Consider the following 15,366-nt stretch of genomic DNA (forward strand, 5'->3'; position numbering starts at 1 on the left):
AGAAACCGTGGCCCGCGACCACTGGAACGGCTCCGCGCTCTTGAGCAGCGACAAACTGGCTTTGCCGACGGAGGCCGCGGTCGACCGGCTCTGGTCGTCCGACCCCCAGAACGACAAAACCCGCCGGACTGGGTCCAGCGGGCTCGGAACCGCGACGGGATCCGTCTGATGCGGCTCTGGCTTCTACGGCACCGTCCGCCTGCGCGGACCGTGCTCGGCTTTAGATGGCCTTGCGGGCGATCTTTTCGATGTCGGCGCGGTTGATGCCGAGATCGTTGAGCTGACGTGCGTTGAGACTGTTCAGTTCGCGCACAGTCTCGGTGTACCTACGCCAGTTACGGAAAGCGCGGATCGGGTTCATGGTAGTCCTCCAAATGGGTTGTTCGTTTCGGTGATGCTCAAATAGTCATCATCGATCAGGACTTGAACGGCCGTTTTTGCATAGCAATGATGCAAATGCTGCATTGCACCATTAAGCCTCTGTTCATCTTGTAGGCAGGGAGGCGCACGACCAGGATGTGTCGAGATTCAGGTCAGTCCCGCAGCAGCTGAAACTCGATGCGGCCTAGCCGACGTCGAGCACGATCTTGCCGATGTGCTCGCCCTCCTCCATCCGCTCATGCGCCCGCCAGGCCTCGCTGAGCGGGAAGATCATGTCCATCACGGGAGCGACCTTGCGCGTGCCGAGCAACGGCCACACCTGCGCCTCCAGCGCTGCCGCGATCGCCGCCTTGAATTCGACGGTGCGCGGCCTCAGCGTCGACCCCGTATGGGTCAGCCGCTTGACCATGATCTTCGAGAAGTCGGCGCTCGCCACGGCGCCGCCCTGCACGGCAATCTGCACAATGCGACCCTCAATCGCCGCGGCCTCGTAGTTGCGCGCCACATAGTCACCGCCGACCATGTCGAGGATGACATTGGCGCCTTTGCCAGCGGTCGCCTCCTTGACCGCAGCGACGAAATCCTCCTCGCGATAGTTGATCGCCCGGTCGGCGCCGAGCTTCAGGCAGGCGTCGCACTTCTCCTTGCTGCCGGCGGTGGTGATGACATTAGCGCCGAAAGCCGAGCCAAGCTGGATCGCCGTGGTGCCGATGCCGGACGAGCCGCCATGGACGAGCAGTGTCTCGCCGCTCTTCAGGCCGCCGCGCTCGAACACGTTGTGCCAGACGGTGAAGTAGTTTTCCGGCACCGCTGCGGCTTCGGTGTGGGTAAAGCCGGCCGGCAGCGGCAGCACACTGCCGGCGTGAACCTTGACATATTCGGCATAGCCTCCGCCGGGTGTGAGCGCGCAGACGCGGTCGCCGATGCGCCAGCGCGATATGTCATCGCCAAGGGCGGCCACTTCGCCCGACACCTCGAGGCCGGGCAGGTCGGACGCGCCGGCCGGCGGCGGGTAGGCGCCTTTGCGCTGCTGGATGTCGGGCCGGTTCACGCCGGCGGCGTGCACCTTGATCAGGATCTCGCCGGGGCCCGGCTGCGGCACGTCGCGCGTTTCGGGTTTCAGCACCCGGGGGCCGCCCGGCACCGAGATCGCGATGGCCGTCATTCTTGCCGGAATTTTCTGTCCGCTCGCCATGTGATTTCCCGTCTTTCCTCGCCGTTATCCGACCGGCTGTTTGCATCGACGCCCCTGCCCTATGTATGCTGATTGCCAAATCAGGCAAATGGCCAATGTGGGAGGAGCGACGATGGCGATCTTCGACGACGAACCCAAGAAGAAGGCGCGCCCGCACGAGATCGGGCAGGAGCTGTCGCTACTTTCGGTCGGTGAATTGACCGAGCGGATCGGTATCCTGCGCGATGAGATCACCCGCCTGGAAAACGAGCTCAAGGCCAAGGACAGCACCAAATCGGCCGCCGAAGCACTGTTCCGTCGCGGATAGAGGCTGGCGCAGGGCCCGCCGCCGAAAAGCCCGAATGCGACTGTCTTCAGACCCAGCGTCCCCGCCAACCCGAGCCGGATCAAACAATGTTCGCAACCTACCGACCGATCCTCTCGCTGCTTCGCGGCACCGCCTTCCTGCTCGCGGCGTCTGGATTGCACGGGCTGCTGTTGCCGCTCCGCGGTCAGTTGGAAGGCTTCTCGACCGCATCGCTTGGCCTGATGGGCACGGCCTGGGCCGGCGGCTTCGTCACCGGCTGTTTCTTTGCACCGCGCATCGTGCGCCGTGCCGGGCACGTGCGCGCCTTCGGCGCCTTTGCCGCATCGGGCGCCATCGTGGCGCTGCTCACCGGACTGATCATCGACGAGTATGTCTGGATCCTGCTGCGCGCCTTCACCGGCTTCACCATGGCCGGCGCCTTCATGGTCATTGAAAGCTGGCTGAACGAAAAGGCCACCAACGAGAACCGCGGCACCATCTTCGGCCTCTATATGATGGTCACCTATGCCTCGATCATGGGCGGACAGATGATCGTCGCTGGCGGCGACGTGAAATCGGCCTCCCTGTTCATGATCACCGGCATCCTGTTTTGCCTGTCACTGCTCCCGACCGCGGTTTCGACCGCTTCCCACCCCAAGCCGCTGCAGGATGTCTCGCTCGACCTCAAAGGCCTTTATGTCAATTCGCCGGTGTCGGCTGTCGCTTGCGTCCTGATCGGCATCGCCAACGGCGCCTGGGGCACCCTTGGCGCCGTCTATGGCGCCCGCATCCGCATTCCCACGGCCGAGATCGCCCTGATGATGAGCCTGGTGGTCGTTGCCGGTGCCGCCATGCAGCTTCCTGCAGGGCGCCTCTCGGACAAGACCGACCGGCGTTTCGTGCTGGCAGGTGCTGCCTTCGGCGCGGCCTTGGTTGCGCTTGCCATCTTCGTGTTCGAGCCACGCTCCAGCGTCTTCGTCATCGTCTTCACGGCGGCCTATGGCGGCTTCGCCTATACGCTCTATTCGATCGCGGTGGCGCATGCCAACGACCACGCCCGCGCCGAGGATTTCGTCAAGGTGTCGGGCGGCCTGCTTCTGCTCTACGGCTTCGGCACGATGATCGGACCTCTGCTGGCAGCCGCCTTGATGGGCTGGACGCGCCCGGAAGGCCTGTTCTTGGCGACCGCTTTCGCGCATGTCTGCCTGGCGGCCTATACGTTGCTGCGCATCAGCCGCCGTGCTCCGGTGCCGATCGAAGATCGTGACGCCTTCAAGACGCAACCGGCCGACCGGTCGGTCACGCCGGAAGCATTGCGGCTTGATCCCAGAAGAAAAGCAGAAGCAGACAGTTGAGATTCGAAAGGCTTTGCCTCACTAATAAAGGCATGATGTTTTCCGACGCCTTCATGGCGATTGCCGATCCCAACCGGCGCCATCTTCTGGAAGAACTTCGCCGCGGCCCGAAAACCGTCAACGAGTTGGCTGCGGGTTTGCCTGTATCGCGCCCGGCCGTTTCGCAACATTTGAAAGTGCTGCTCGATGCAGGGCTGGTCAACGCCAAGGCCGAAGGCACCAGGCGCGTCTATACGGTGAGCAATCCCGGCTTCCTCAAACTCAACATCTGGCTCGATCAGTTCTGGGAAGCCTGACGGCTCCGCCGTATCGGCAACGCAGTTCAAGCTTCCTCGCGCAAGAAAGCGCCGAGCGCATCAAGCAGTTCTCCTGTGCCATGCTCGCGTGTGGCCGACGTATCGTGGCCGTCGAGGAAGGCGCCCTGTTCCGTCATCACAAGCCGCGTGCCATCGCCCTCGGCAAGCAGCTCGATCGTGGCCAGTGACACCGAGACACGGGTTTCGCCGAACAACAACTCATAGCTGTAGACGATGCGCTGGTCCGGCACGATGTCTTGATAGACAGCATTGAAAAAATGCATCTGGCCATCGCTCGGACAGCCGGCATTGACCTCCTTGCCGCCGATACGGAAATCCATTTCATGCCTGCTGGGCACCGGATCGTGCGGATCCGCGAACCAGCGCCGTTTGGCCGCCGGATTGCTTAGCGCGAAGTAGACTTTTGCGGGCGACGCTGGGTAGCTGCGCTCGATGACGAAGGTGGAATGGACGACGGAACGTTCGGTCATGGGATTCTCCTCGATGGATGGATTGAATTCAGAGCATGATCCTCATCGATGGATCGTCAGGCACCGGCGGTCTCGGGCACGAATTCGGCAGCCAGATTGTCCAGCGCCGCGCTGAATCCGGCCTCGCTGCCGGCGATCATGTCCTTGTCGCCGAAGGCAGCGATCTGGTCGGTCAGCACCAGCCGCGTGGACGCACCGAGCGGCTGAAGCTCTATCGTGATCAGCGAGGCGGACAGCCGGTCCCACCCTTCGCAGACGAGTTCGGTCGAGACGATGCGCTGCTCAGGCACGATATCGACGTAGCGGTTTTCGACCCGGTAGATCAGACTGCCACGCGGACCGCAGCGGCTGACATCCAGCCCGCCGACGCGGAAATCGGCCTTGTCGTAGACCAGTTCGGCAGTCTTTGAAGGCGCGCCCCAGCGCATGCGGGCCTCCGGGTCGGCAAAGGCCTGGAACACGCGCGCCGGCACAGCGTCGTAGGTGCGCTCCAGCACGATGGTCGAATGAATCACGGAACGTTCCGTCATAATTGCCTCCTTCAGCTTTTGTCCTTGGTCTCAGCCAGAAAATCGCCGAGCCGGTCCAGCCGGCGCTCCCAGACGAGACGCCGTTCATTGATCCAGTGTTCGGCTGCCCTCAGTGCCTTGGGTTCGATCTGGCAGGTGCGCACCCGACCGACCTTCTGCGTGCGCACGAGGCCGCTTGCCTCCAAAAGGTTCAGATGCTGGACGACGGCCGACAGCGACATCGCCAGCGGCTCGGCCAACTGGCTGACCGAAGCCGGGCCGCGCGACAGCCGGTCGACCATCTGCCGCCGCGCCGGATCGGCGAGCGCCTGGAACATCAGATCGAGCTGGGCAGGATCGTGCAGCATTGCGATCAGCCGTTGTTGTAGGGAAAGAACTTGAAGTAGGGCTGCGCCTCCTCGATCACGCGGGCGAAAGCCGCGCGCTGCACCAGGCGGTCATGGTATCGCTTGACGGCCGGGTATTTGTCGCCGAACGGCTCGACCTTGTTGGCGTAGAAGAGTGCGGGAGACGCCGAACAATCGGCCATGCTGAAGGCGTCGCCCACAGCCCAGGTCTTCGTCTGCATCTCCTCTTCGACAATGGCGTAGGAATTGCGCAACTGGGCGCGGGCCTGCTCGACGCCGAACGGATCGGTCTTGTCCTGCGGCCGCAACCGGTCGCCGACGATCTTCTGCATCGGTTCCTGCACATAGAAATCATAGAAGCGATCGGACTGCCGGACCGCCAGCGCCAGGTCGATGTCGGCCGGAACGAGGTCGACCGGCCCCGGATAATGGGCGGCCAGGTACTCGACGACGATGGTCGATTCCAGCACCGTGCCGTCGCGCGCATCGTCGCGCAGGGCCGGCATCTTGCCGGTCGGCGAAATCTTCAGGAAGGCCGCGCGCGACTCGGTGTCGCCGAGATCGACGACAACCGGCGCGAACGGTATGCCGTTCTCATAGAGCGCGATCAGCGGTTTCCAGCAGAAGGAGGCCAGCGGATGGAAATGAAGCGTCAGGGACATTTTTTGCTCGTCTGTTTCGAGATGCGCCGGTGGTCGGTGCCATGCTGCTTGCCAAGCTTAACACTGAAGCATTTACTTAACTATTGCGGCGCGCTTTGCTCGTCAAGGCCCGCGCAGGATGGCTCAATCGGCTTGAGTGTGATCGACGACGGCGGCGACCATCACCGTCCAGTCGTCCGGGTGCAATTCGTGGCCGCCACCTTCGATCCGAAGAATTTTCGCACCGGCGACGGTCTCGGTCAGTGCGTCGCCGTGCTCGACCGGAAAGATCGGATCGGTGGTGCCATGGATGACCAGCAGCGGCGCCGTCATCTCGCGTAGGCGCCCCTTCCATGCGTCGCCGCCCTTGACCATGAAGTGGTTGGTCGCGCTCAGCAAACCGCCGGATCGATCGTAATCCTGTTCGATGAAGGCCCGCATCCCGGCCTCGTCGAACGGATGTACGGTGCTTGCGATCGCCCGCGTATCCTTGACCATGAAATCGACCACCTGGCCACGGTCCGACCAATCGACTTTCGCGCCGTCGGCCGAATGCTTGATATAGGCATCGCTCGTTTGTGGCAGATGCGATGTGTCGATCCCCAGGGGCGAGCTGCTGATCACGGTCAGCGAAGCGACACGGGACGGGTGCTTGAGCGCCACAAGCTGGACGATCATGCCGCCCATCGACATGCCGACGATATGCGCCTTGCCGACGCCGTGGTCGTCGAGAACACGCATCGCGTCGTCGGCCATGTCGTCGAATGTGTAGGGTGGCTCGCCCGGCGGATATTTGGTCGAACGGCCGGTATCGCGATTGTCATAGCGGATGACGAACAGGCCGCCATCGGCCAGTTTCCGACACAGCGCCTCCGGCCACCAGAGCATCGAGGCCATCGATCCCATGATCAGCAACAGCGGCGGGTTTGCCGGATCGCCAAAGGCCTCGGATACGATCTCGGGGCGCTCGATGGTTGTCATGGCTCGGTCTCCTCCTCAGCAATACTGATTGCGTTTTGCAATCGGTTGCACTATAATAAAACTGATATGATAATGCAACCGGTTTTGCGGAGAAAATCTCATGAGCATGGATCGCCGGTCCGGATGCCCGATCAACCTGTCGCTCGAAGTGTTCGGCGACCGCTGGAGCCTGATCATCCTTCGCGACATGATTTTTGGCGGCAGGCGCCACTTTCGCGAACTGCTCAACGGATCGATGGAAGGCATTGCCTCCAACATCCTCGCTGACCGGCTGAAGCGGCTGATGGGACTGGGCATGCTGACCAAGGCCGACGACCCCAGCCACAAGCAGAAGGCGATCTACAGCCTGACCGAGATGGCGATCACCCTGGTGCCGATCCTGGCCCACCTCGGCGCCTGGGGCCGCGTCTGGTTGCCGGTCAGCGCGGAACTCTCGATCCGCGCCGAGCTTCTGGAGAAGGGCGGGCCGCCGATGTGGGACAAGTTCATGGACGAGTTGCGCCACGAGCATCTCGGCATGCCGCTCGATACATCGGCTGGCCCTTCTGTCCGTGCGACCTTGCAGGCCGCCTATGAAGCCGTGGTCGCCAGCAAGGCCCCCGGCGCCAGCCCGGCCGCTTGACCAACATATTTTCCCGTTTGAGGCCCGGCTCTGCTAGAAGGGGCGGAAAATCACAATTCACGGGATTGGATAAGGTCTTGGTTGAGAACTCTCGGGATGCTGCCCGCGCGCGTGCTGACCTGCGTTTCAAGAAGCAGGAAGAGGCGGCAACCGTCCGCCAGAAGCCGATGGCCGAATACGTCGCCGAGAGCGACGCCCGCCAGGCCAAGACCAACAAGCTGCGGGCGCTGCGTCTCGCCAAGGAAGCGGAAGACCTTGCCAACGCACCGGTGGCACCCGCCAAGAAGCCTGCCCGCGCCAAAAAAAAATAGCGCTGCCGGCCGGCACGATCGACTGCCGGTCTGGAAGCTGCAAAATGGCAACGCCATATCCGGATCGTTCCATTCCACCACTTAACGCGAAGCAATTTCAACCGAAACCGGGATTTTGCCGTGCCCGCCGACGGTTGATGATCGGCGCGTTTTCAAACAGGAGACTGCCATGACCGCGCTGCCGCTCGAAAAAGCCAGGCAAATCATCGATGCCGCCTTTGCCAGGGGCGCCGAACTCAAGCTCAAGCCGCTGGGCGTCTCGGTGCTTGATGCCGGCGGACATCTGGTCGCCTTCCAACGCCAGGACGGCGCCTCGTTCCTGCGCCCGCAAATGTCGGCCGGCAAGGCCTATGGCGCGCTCGCCATCGGCATGGGCTCGCGCCGTGTCGAGGCCTTCGCCAAGGAGCGCCCGCATCTCGTCGCCGGCATCTCGGACGTGTCCGGCGGCCGCGTGCTGCCGGTCGTCGGCGGCGTGCTGATCCGCGACAAGGCCGGCGCCATCATCGGCGCCGTCGGCATTTCCGGCGATACGTCGGACAATGACGAAGCGGCCGCCATCGCCGGCATCGAAGCGGCCGGCTTCACTGCCGACCCGGGCTGAGCTTTAATATCACGGCCAAGGCTGCGTTGAGATTCAGGTCAGGCCGAGTCGAAAATGGTGGGTTCCGAGAACCGGAGCGGAGCGTACTTTTGGGTACGTGAGCACCGGAAGCGCAGGAGGCCGCCGTTTGCGGGCCGGCATCACCTGAAGATCAATGCAGCCTTAATTCAGATTGATGTCTCTGCTCGCCGACCGCATCGACACCGCAAACCCCGCCAGCACGTCGAACAGCGCGATGACCATCAGCGTGAAGAAGATGGAATGTGCCGCGCCCTTCACCAGCAGGAACTCGACCAGGAACGCGACGAAGACCAGCGTCGACAACAGATGGTCCATGATCGAGGCGCTGGTCGTGCGCGCCGACTTCACCATTTCGGCGAAAAGAGAGATCAGCCCGATCAGCACTATCAGGTCGCCGAGAGTCATCGCGAACACCCCGCCCGACATCATGCGGAAGGAGAAGATTTCGCTCGCCCACGGATCGTCGCCGCCGCCGAATATTCCGAGCAGGCCGAGATTGTAGAGCACGAATGGCACGATCAAAAGCGGGACGGCACCGAACATCTGGCGTCTCCATATGGGGGCAATCTCTGTAGAATGCGCCACAGGCACGCCGTCAAGAATTTTCGTAAAATGCCACGAACACGGTCGAAGACCGGATGCAACAACGATGTCAGCCCCCGGCGCAACGATCCTGATGAACATCGCCCACGCCAGGCATTTGGCGTTTGGCATAGGGTGAGCGGCCAAGCGACAATGCGGGCTGCCCGGTTATCGGCCCGCCCAACGCAAAAGACCGGCCACCGGGCCGGTCTTTCGAATGCTCAATAGTCGAAAAGCTGGTCTCAGCTTTCCTTGGGCGTCAACACCTGGCGACCGCGATACATGCCGGTCTTCAGGTCGATGTGGTGCGGACGGCGCATTTCGCCGGAATTCTTGTCCTCGACATAGGTCGGGGCCTTGAGGGCGTCGGCCGAGCGGCGCATGCCGCGCTTGGACGGAGAGGTTTTTCGTTTCGGAACGGCCATGGATATGCTCCATTACATGGTCAAAAAGCCCCGCCCGCCCTCGTGAAAGGGCCGTGTCGGGGCCGGAATCTGAGAAAGTCGGGTGCCTATACACGCCCTACGCCGTTTTGGCCAGCACTGCCGCGAATTTTTTTGAGCTGGCTACTGCAGACAGCCGACATACGCGCCGGAGCGGCCGGCCCGCCGCTCGATCAGGTTGGCAAGCCGTCTCAGGCCGGGCCCGGGCTTTGCCGGATTGCGGGCGATCGGATTTGGCAGGGAGACGGCGAGCAGGGCGGCCTGCCGTCGCGACAATTGTTTTGCCGAAACGCCGAAATGGTGCTGTGCGGCGGCTTCGATGCCATAGATGCCCGGCCCCCACTCGGCGATGTTGAGATAGATCTCCATGATGCGCCGTTTCGACATCACCGCGTCGAAATAGACTGCCAGCGGCAATTCGACCACCTTGCGCACCGAGCCCAGCGGTCGTGACCAGAGAAAGAGGTTCTTGACCGTCTGCATGGTGATGGTCGAGGCGCCGCGCGTTGCTTCGCCGGCCAGCGCATCGTCGACGACGCCCCTCAGTTCGCCGAGATCGACGCCGCGATGAAAGCAGAACTGCCCGTCCTCCGACATGATGACCGAATTGGCCAGCACAGGTGCGACGTCGTCGATCGACACCCAGCGGCGGTCATAACCCGAGAATGCCGCCAGGTCCTTCAGCATCAGCGTCGAGACCGGATGCACGAAGGACGGCAGATAGAGGAACGTCAGCACCGTTGGTATGAGCGCCAGTACCGCGGCCACGACGATCCCGCGCCGGACCCAGCGCTTGAGACCGCGGCGGTTCACGCTCCGCGATCTGGTCGCCATGTCCAGCTTTTCGGTTTCATGATCGACGATCGGTTCCGCCAAGCCGCCCAACCCGTACTTCTCCCTGCTCCGGCATAATGGCGCTTGGCTTCTTGCGCAACGTCTGAGTGTCGGCTACCGGTCCCGACCATGACGAATGAGGACGAAATGGCGTTCGAAATGGCGCTCATCCGACGGGCAGCCGCCGTCGAGGTGCTGCTGCGGCGGTTGCTCGACGACCGCGCGCTTTCGGGCGAGATCACGCGACCCGACCGCCTGATCGCGGCGATGCGCCACGGCGTGCTCAACGGCGGCAAGCGCCTGCGCCCTTTCCTGGTCATGGAAAGCGCCGCCCTTTTTTCCGCCGATGGCGAGGCAGCACTGCGCGTCGCGGCCGCTCTTGAATGCGTGCATTGCTATTCGCTGATCCACGATGATCTGCCCGCCATGGACGACGATGACCTACGGCGCGGCCAGCCGACGGTGCACAAGGCCTTCGACGAGGCGACAGCCATCCTGGCCGGCGACGCCCTGCTGACGCTGGCCTTCGACATCATTGCCGATGAGGCGACCATGCTGCCGGCGGAGCGGCGGGCAGCCCTGGTGCTGGCGCTGGCCCGCGCGGCCGGAGCAGGCGGCATGGTCGGCGGCCAGAAGCTTGACCTCGAGGCCGAACAGGCGCCGCCGGACGAGGCCGGCATCATCCGGCTGCAGGCGATGAAGACCGGCGCGCTGATCCGCTTCGCCTGCGAGGCGGGGGCGCTGGTCGCCGGCGCCCCCGCCGAGGACCGCGAGCGGCTGGCCGAATTCGGCTCGGCGATCGGCCTTGCCTTCCAGCTTGCCGACGACCTGCTCGACCTGACCGCCGATGCCAGCCAGATGGGCAAGGCAACCGGCAAGGATGCAGCCGCCGGCAAGGCGACGCTGGTGGCGCTGCACGGCGCGAACTGGGCGCGCAGCCAGCTTCACGGCCTCGTCGACCAGGCGCATGAATTGCTCGCGCCATACGGGGAGCAGGCGGCGCTGCTGAAAGAAGCGGCGACATTCGTGGCGACCCGTAACAACTGACGCTGGGCCAACCAAGACGTCGGCGCGATCGGATTGCGAAATCCGTCGCCACCGCTTCCAGACAATGGTGACCCGCGGCGCACAAGGAGGCGGCACCCTCGCCACTGCTTTCAACTTTGCAAACAACCGCTCGGTTTGCCGATTGCACGGGCCGCCCAGCGGCGATCCCTTAAATGTGATCCAACCGATCCTACCTGCGGAGCTCCGGCCCCCTACAATTTGCAGAGGCGCTTATGCGACGGCTTCATGGTCAGGCAGGTATGGACTTATGGTTACCCTCACGGTCAACGGACAATTGCGCACGGTCGATGTACCGGAAGACATGCCGCTTCTGTGGGTGCTGCGCGACCATCTCAATCTGGTCGGCACCAAATATGGTTGCGGCATCGCCCAATGCGGCGTTTGCACGGTGCATGTGGCCGGCAAGCCTGTGCGTTCCTGCCAACTGACAATTGGCGATGTCGGCACCCGCGCCGTCGTCACCATTGAAGGGATCGGCAACACGCCCAACGGCGCCAAGGTCCAGCAGGCCTGGATGGAAGCCGAAGTGCCGCAATGCGGCTATTGCCAGGCCGGCCAGATCATGTCGGCCACGGCGCTGCTGGACAGCAACCCGCAACCCGACGATTCCGACATTGACGCGGCCATGGCGGGCAATCTCTGCCGCTGCGGGACCTATATCCGCATCCGCCGAGCAATCAAGAACGCCGCTGCCAAGCCGGCCTGACCATGCAGAAAATCATCGGCACTGTCTTTGCTGTCATTGTCATCGCAGCGCTTGGTTTCGCCGGCTGGCTGTTTCTCGGCCGCGATCCGATGTCCTTTGCCGGCGGCTCGACCGTTGCGCTGGCGGATTACCATGGCGCCGATATCACCGGTGTTCCGGCCCAGCTCGCCAGTGCCGATCTGGTCAAGCGCGGCGAATACCTCGCCCATGCCGCAGACTGCCAAGCCTGCCATACCGCGCCGGGCGGCGCGCCCTTCTCGGGAGGTTTCGCCTTCAACATGCCGTTCGGCACGATCTATTCCACCAACATCACCCCGGACAAGCAAACCGGCATCGGCAACTACACCGATGCGCAGTTCCTGGCCGCTGTGCACAAGGGCATTCGCGCCGACGGCGAAAAGCTCTATCCCGCCATGCCCTACAGCTCCTACACCTACATGACCGACGCCGACGCGCTGGCCATCAAGGCGTACCTCTTCTCGCTGGCGCCGGTGCACGCCCCAACAAGGCAAGACCAGCTTTCCTGGCCCTTCAGCCAGCGCAGCCTGCTGGTGCTCTGGGATGTCATGTTCAATCCCGACAATCGTTTCCGCCCCAACGCCGGCCAGAGCCCGCAATGGAACAGAGGCGCCTATCTTGCCGAGGCATTGGGCCATTGCGGCGAATGCCATACACCGCGCAACCTGGCATATGGGCTGGACAATCACGGCAAATTCGCCGGCGCGCTGACCGCGGGCTGGCGCGCCTACAACGTCACCGGCGACAAGGCTTCAGGCATCGGCGACTGGAGCGACCAGGATCTCTATTCCTATCTTTCCACCGGTCATGCCAACGGTCATGGCGGCGCTGCTGGGCCGATGGGTGAGGCCACCGATGACAGCCTGAGCTATCTGTTGCCCGACGACACCCATGCCTTGATGGCGTACCTGCGCAGCATACCCGCCCATGCGAGTGACCTGCCCCGCACGGTCACGACCGCAGCCCCGGCGTCGTACAAGGAGGGCGTGGCGGCGGATGTCAATTCGCGTGGTGAAAAGATCTTCGCCGGCGCCTGCGCCAGCTGCCACGACTGGACCGGCGTGAGCCCGGTCACCGGCTATGCCACCCTGACCGGCGTGCGCGCGGTAAACGACCCCAGTGCCACGAATGTAGCGCAGACGATCATCAATGGCGTCAACCGCAAGACCGCCGAAGGCACGATCTTCATGCCGGCCTTTGGTGAGGGCTATTCGGACGACGACATCGCGGCCGTGGCCAACTATGTCACCGCCCGGTTTGGTGCCGAAGGCGCACATTTGGCAGGCAAGGATGTGGCCGGTCTGCGAAAGCAGGCGTCCCAGCAATCTAAGGAGGCACCCAATGGCTGACATTCAGTCCAACTTTGCCCAGTCCGATGCCTACCTCTCGGCGCTGATACGCGAGGTCCGTTCGGTCCCGCCGACCAGTGCGTCGGTGACAATGGGACGACGCACCTTCTTCAAGTTGGCCGGCGCGGGCGTAGCGGGGCTGGTGCTGGGCTTTCACCTTGGAGACGCAGCGTTCGCGGCGGATGGTGCGAACGTCGATACGGCAAGCACCAAGGACCAGGCGATGAACGCTTTCATCCGTATCGCCCCGGACAACACGATCACAATTTATTCCAAATGCCCGGAGATCGGCCAGGGCATCAAGACCTCCTTCGGCGTCATCATTGCCGATGAACTCGACGCCGATTGGAACCACGTCGTGATGGAGCAGGCGGACATCAATCCCAAGGTCTATGGCAGTCAAGGCGCGGGCGGTTCGACATCCATCCCGCATGCCTGGGACCAGCTGCGTCAGGCCGGTGCCGGCGCCAAGGCGATGCTCATCGCCGCAGCGGCCGGGCAATGGAAGGTGGACCCGTCGCAGATCACCGCCAGGGACTCGATCTTGACCCATGCCGCCAGCGGTCGGTCCGCAACCTATGGGTCACTTGCCGCCGCGGCGTCGAAAATGCCAGTGCCCGATCCCAAGAGCTTGACGCTGAAGGTTCGCGCCGAGTATCGCTTGATAGGCAAGCGCTATCGCGGTGTTGACGATCCCAAGGTCGTCAGTGGCCAGCCGCTGTTCGGCATCGATGTTCAACTCCCCGGCATGGTCTATGCGACCTACACCAAATGTCCGGCGGCGGGCGGCAAGGTCAAATCCTTCAACATCGACGAGATCAAGGCGCAACGCGGCGTGCTCGACGCCTTCGCCGTGGACGGCACGGGCATGGCGGTCGAAGTGATGCCGGGCGTGGCTATCGTCGCCAGGGACACCTGGAGCGCTTTCCAGGCCAAGAACAAGCTTCAGGTGGATTGGGACCTGAGCATGGCCTCGAAAGACTCCACGTCGCAATTCTCAGCCCAGGCCAGGAAGCTGGCGACAAATTTCCCGGAAAAGCCCGACGACAATGTCGGCGACGTGGACAGGGCCTTGGGCAATGCCGCCAAGACCGTGGAGGCCTATTACGAGTATCCTTTCGCCGCCCATGTGCCGCTTGAACCGATGAACACCACGGCGCACTACCATGACGGGGTGATGGAGATGTGGGTGCCTACCCAACAGCCCGATCGTGGCTTGCCGCTGATTGCAAAGGCTGCAGACATTCCGCCGGAGAAAGTCGTGATGCACCAGACCCGCGTCGGCGGCGGCTTCGGACGGCGGCTGGTCAATGACTATGCCTGCGAGGCGGCGGCTATCGCCAAGAAGGTCAGTGCCCCGGTCAAGCTGCAATGGACCCGCGAAGACGATTTCGCCCACGATTTCTACCGGCCCGCCGGCTACCATCAGTTCAAGGGCGCGATCGACAGAGGCGGCAGGCTCGACGCCTGGCAGGAACATTTCATCACCTTCACCGCCGACGGCAAGAAGGAAGCCACGGGCGCCAACCTCACCGACAATCTGAGATATTCGATCAAGGCGCCCAATCTGCGCCGCGCCAAGACAATGTTCCCCTTGAAGATTCCCACCGGAGCGTGGCGCGCGCCGGGCGACAATGCCCAGGTCTTCGCTGCCCAGAGCTTCATGCACGAACTGTCGCTCGCTTCCGGCCGCGATCATGTCGATTTCCTTATCGACGCCGTGAACCGCGACGTGCCTGATCTGGCGCCCAAGGACAAAAGCGTCAACTTCAGCCCCAAGCGGGCCACCGACGTGATCAGGATGTGCTCCGAGAAGGCCGGGTGGGGCAAGAAGTTGGCGAATGGGAGCGGTTTGGGCCTGGCCTGGTGCTATTCCCACGCCGGCCATGTCGCACAGTCGATTGAGATCAGCGTGGACACCGACAAGCGGATCAAGATCGCGCGCATCGTGGTGGTGCTCGACGTCGGCCCCATCATTGACATGGCAGGGTCCGAAGCCCAGGCGCAGGGAGCGTCGACCGACGCACTCTCAACGGCCATGGGTCTCAAGATCAACATCGAAAACGGCCGCGTGCAGGAGCAGAATTACAATGCCTATCCGATCCTGCGCATGCCTTTCGCACCAATGACGATCGATGCCTATTTCATCCAGTCGGACAATCCACCGACCGGCATGGGCGAACCTGCTTTCCCGGCGCTTGCGCCCGCGCTGGGCAACGCCATCTTCGCCGCCACCGGAGAGCGCGTGCGCCGACTGCCATTGCGCGATCTGGGCTACTCGCTGGCGGTCTGAAAGATCAATCGATGT

20 protein-coding genes are annotated in these 15,366 nt (G+C 63.0%); 10 read left to right on the forward strand and 10 right to left on the reverse strand.

Annotation, left to right across the window (positions count from 1 at the left end; translation table 11 throughout):
* Positions 1 to 220 precede the first annotated feature (220 nt).
* Both AC1DZP_RS01860 and AC1DZP_RS01865 read right to left on the reverse strand, forming a co-directional pair.
* A complete protein-coding gene (locus AC1DZP_RS01860) occupies positions 221 to 361 on the reverse strand; it encodes a DUF1127 domain-containing protein (RefSeq protein ID WP_095089369.1) in 141 nt (46 codons plus the stop codon).
* 204 nt (positions 362 to 565) lie between these two features.
* Complete coding sequence (locus AC1DZP_RS01865) at positions 566 to 1,576, reverse strand: NAD(P)H-quinone oxidoreductase (RefSeq protein WP_477299943.1); 1,011 nt, start codon at positions 1,574 to 1,576, stop codon at positions 566 to 568.
* A 112-nt stretch (positions 1,577 to 1,688) separates the two neighbouring features.
* On the opposite strand from AC1DZP_RS01865, the gene AC1DZP_RS01870 reads away from it, so the two are divergent.
* The 3 genes from AC1DZP_RS01870 to AC1DZP_RS01880 all read left to right on the forward strand — a co-directional run bounded on the left by AC1DZP_RS01870 (position 1,689) and on the right by AC1DZP_RS01880 (position 3,513).
* Complete coding sequence (locus AC1DZP_RS01870) at positions 1,689 to 1,883, forward strand: DUF1192 domain-containing protein (protein WP_477299944.1); 195 nt, start codon at positions 1,689 to 1,691, stop codon at positions 1,881 to 1,883.
* Between the two features lie 86 nt (positions 1,884 to 1,969).
* Positions 1,970 to 3,217 (forward strand): MFS transporter, encoded by a 1,248-nt coding sequence (locus tag AC1DZP_RS01875; protein ID WP_477299945.1) that lies wholly within the window; start codon positions 1,970 to 1,972, stop codon positions 3,215 to 3,217.
* A gap of 32 nt (positions 3,218 to 3,249) precedes the next feature.
* The gene (locus AC1DZP_RS01880; RefSeq protein WP_095089373.1) at positions 3,250 to 3,513 is read left to right on the forward strand and encodes an ArsR/SmtB family transcription factor; all 264 of its coding nucleotides are present in this window, start codon (positions 3,250 to 3,252) and stop codon (positions 3,511 to 3,513) included.
* 26 nt (positions 3,514 to 3,539) lie between these two features.
* On the opposite strand, the gene AC1DZP_RS01885 is transcribed toward AC1DZP_RS01880, so the two are convergent.
* The 5 genes from AC1DZP_RS01885 to AC1DZP_RS01905 form a co-directional block, all read right to left on the reverse strand.
* Positions 3,540 to 4,004 (reverse strand): SRPBCC family protein, encoded by a 465-nt coding sequence (locus AC1DZP_RS01885; protein ID WP_095089374.1) that lies wholly within the window; start codon positions 4,002 to 4,004, stop codon positions 3,540 to 3,542.
* A 56-nt stretch (positions 4,005 to 4,060) separates the two neighbouring features.
* The gene (locus tag AC1DZP_RS01890) at positions 4,061 to 4,534 is read right to left on the reverse strand and encodes an SRPBCC family protein (RefSeq protein ID WP_477299946.1); all 474 of its coding nucleotides are present in this window, start codon (positions 4,532 to 4,534) and stop codon (positions 4,061 to 4,063) included.
* 11 nt (positions 4,535 to 4,545) lie between these two features.
* The gene (locus AC1DZP_RS01895) at positions 4,546 to 4,881 is read right to left on the reverse strand and encodes an ArsR/SmtB family transcription factor (protein WP_095089377.1); all 336 of its coding nucleotides are present in this window, start codon (positions 4,879 to 4,881) and stop codon (positions 4,546 to 4,548) included.
* A gap of 5 nt (positions 4,882 to 4,886) precedes the next feature.
* Positions 4,887 to 5,543 (reverse strand): glutathione S-transferase family protein, encoded by a 657-nt coding sequence (locus AC1DZP_RS01900; RefSeq protein WP_477299947.1) that lies wholly within the window; start codon positions 5,541 to 5,543, stop codon positions 4,887 to 4,889.
* Positions 5,544 to 5,666: 123 nt separating this feature from the next.
* Entirely contained in the window at positions 5,667 to 6,503 is an 837-nt protein-coding gene (locus tag AC1DZP_RS01905) for an alpha/beta fold hydrolase (RefSeq protein WP_477299948.1), read from the reverse strand.
* Positions 6,504 to 6,603: 100 nt separating this feature from the next.
* Here AC1DZP_RS01905 and AC1DZP_RS01910 point away from each other — a divergent pair, with 100 nt between their 5' ends.
* The 3 genes from AC1DZP_RS01910 to AC1DZP_RS01920 all read left to right on the forward strand — a co-directional run bounded on the left by AC1DZP_RS01910 (position 6,604) and on the right by AC1DZP_RS01920 (position 8,037).
* Positions 6,604 to 7,125: a winged helix-turn-helix transcriptional regulator gene (locus tag AC1DZP_RS01910; RefSeq protein WP_457150458.1), complete on the forward strand. Its 522-nt coding sequence runs from the start codon at positions 6,604 to 6,606 to the stop codon at positions 7,123 to 7,125.
* A 77-nt stretch (positions 7,126 to 7,202) separates the two neighbouring features.
* Positions 7,203 to 7,436, forward strand: coding sequence for a hypothetical protein (locus AC1DZP_RS01915; protein WP_477299949.1), 234 nt, complete (start codon positions 7,203 to 7,205; stop codon positions 7,434 to 7,436).
* A 169-nt stretch (positions 7,437 to 7,605) separates the two neighbouring features.
* Positions 7,606 to 8,037, forward strand: a complete 432-nt coding sequence (locus AC1DZP_RS01920; RefSeq protein WP_457150456.1) for a GlcG/HbpS family heme-binding protein — start codon at positions 7,606 to 7,608, stop codon at positions 8,035 to 8,037.
* 162 nt (positions 8,038 to 8,199) lie between these two features.
* On the opposite strand, the gene AC1DZP_RS01925 is transcribed toward AC1DZP_RS01920, so the two are convergent.
* The 3 genes from AC1DZP_RS01925 to AC1DZP_RS01935 form a co-directional block, all read right to left on the reverse strand.
* Positions 8,200 to 8,601 carry a hypothetical protein gene (locus AC1DZP_RS01925; RefSeq protein WP_477299950.1) on the reverse strand — a complete coding sequence of 134 codons (402 nt, stop codon included), beginning with the start codon at positions 8,599 to 8,601 and terminating at the stop codon, positions 8,200 to 8,202.
* A 281-nt stretch (positions 8,602 to 8,882) separates the two neighbouring features.
* Positions 8,883 to 9,065: a 50S ribosomal protein L32 gene (gene rpmF / locus AC1DZP_RS01930; protein WP_008834724.1), complete on the reverse strand. Its 183-nt coding sequence runs from the start codon at positions 9,063 to 9,065 to the stop codon at positions 8,883 to 8,885.
* A gap of 141 nt (positions 9,066 to 9,206) precedes the next feature.
* Positions 9,207 to 9,968 (reverse strand): biosynthetic peptidoglycan transglycosylase, encoded by a 762-nt coding sequence (locus AC1DZP_RS01935; RefSeq protein WP_477227731.1) that lies wholly within the window; start codon positions 9,966 to 9,968, stop codon positions 9,207 to 9,209.
* 78 nt (positions 9,969 to 10,046) lie between these two features.
* On the opposite strand from AC1DZP_RS01935, the gene AC1DZP_RS01940 reads away from it, so the two are divergent.
* The 4 genes from AC1DZP_RS01940 (at position 10,047) to AC1DZP_RS01955 (ending at position 15,351) form a co-directional block, all read left to right on the forward strand.
* On the forward strand, positions 10,047 to 10,964 hold the full coding sequence (locus AC1DZP_RS01940; RefSeq protein ID WP_477299951.1) for a polyprenyl synthetase family protein: 918 nt from the start codon (positions 10,047 to 10,049) through the stop codon (positions 10,962 to 10,964).
* 268 nt (positions 10,965 to 11,232) lie between these two features.
* A complete protein-coding gene (locus tag AC1DZP_RS01945) occupies positions 11,233 to 11,691 on the forward strand; it encodes a (2Fe-2S)-binding protein (RefSeq protein ID WP_457150452.1) in 459 nt (152 codons plus the stop codon).
* Positions 11,692 to 11,693: 2 nt separating this feature from the next.
* A complete protein-coding gene (locus tag AC1DZP_RS01950; RefSeq protein ID WP_477299952.1) occupies positions 11,694 to 13,058 on the forward strand; it encodes a c-type cytochrome in 1,365 nt (454 codons plus the stop codon).
* The gene (locus AC1DZP_RS01955; RefSeq protein ID WP_477299953.1) at positions 13,051 to 15,351 is read left to right on the forward strand and encodes a xanthine dehydrogenase family protein molybdopterin-binding subunit; all 2,301 of its coding nucleotides are present in this window, start codon (positions 13,051 to 13,053) and stop codon (positions 15,349 to 15,351) included. The genes AC1DZP_RS01950 and AC1DZP_RS01955 overlap by 8 nt, the downstream gene beginning before the upstream one ends.
* Positions 15,352 to 15,366 lie beyond the last annotated feature (15 nt).

The organism is Mesorhizobium sp. P2_F8 (genome assembly GCF_056403655.1).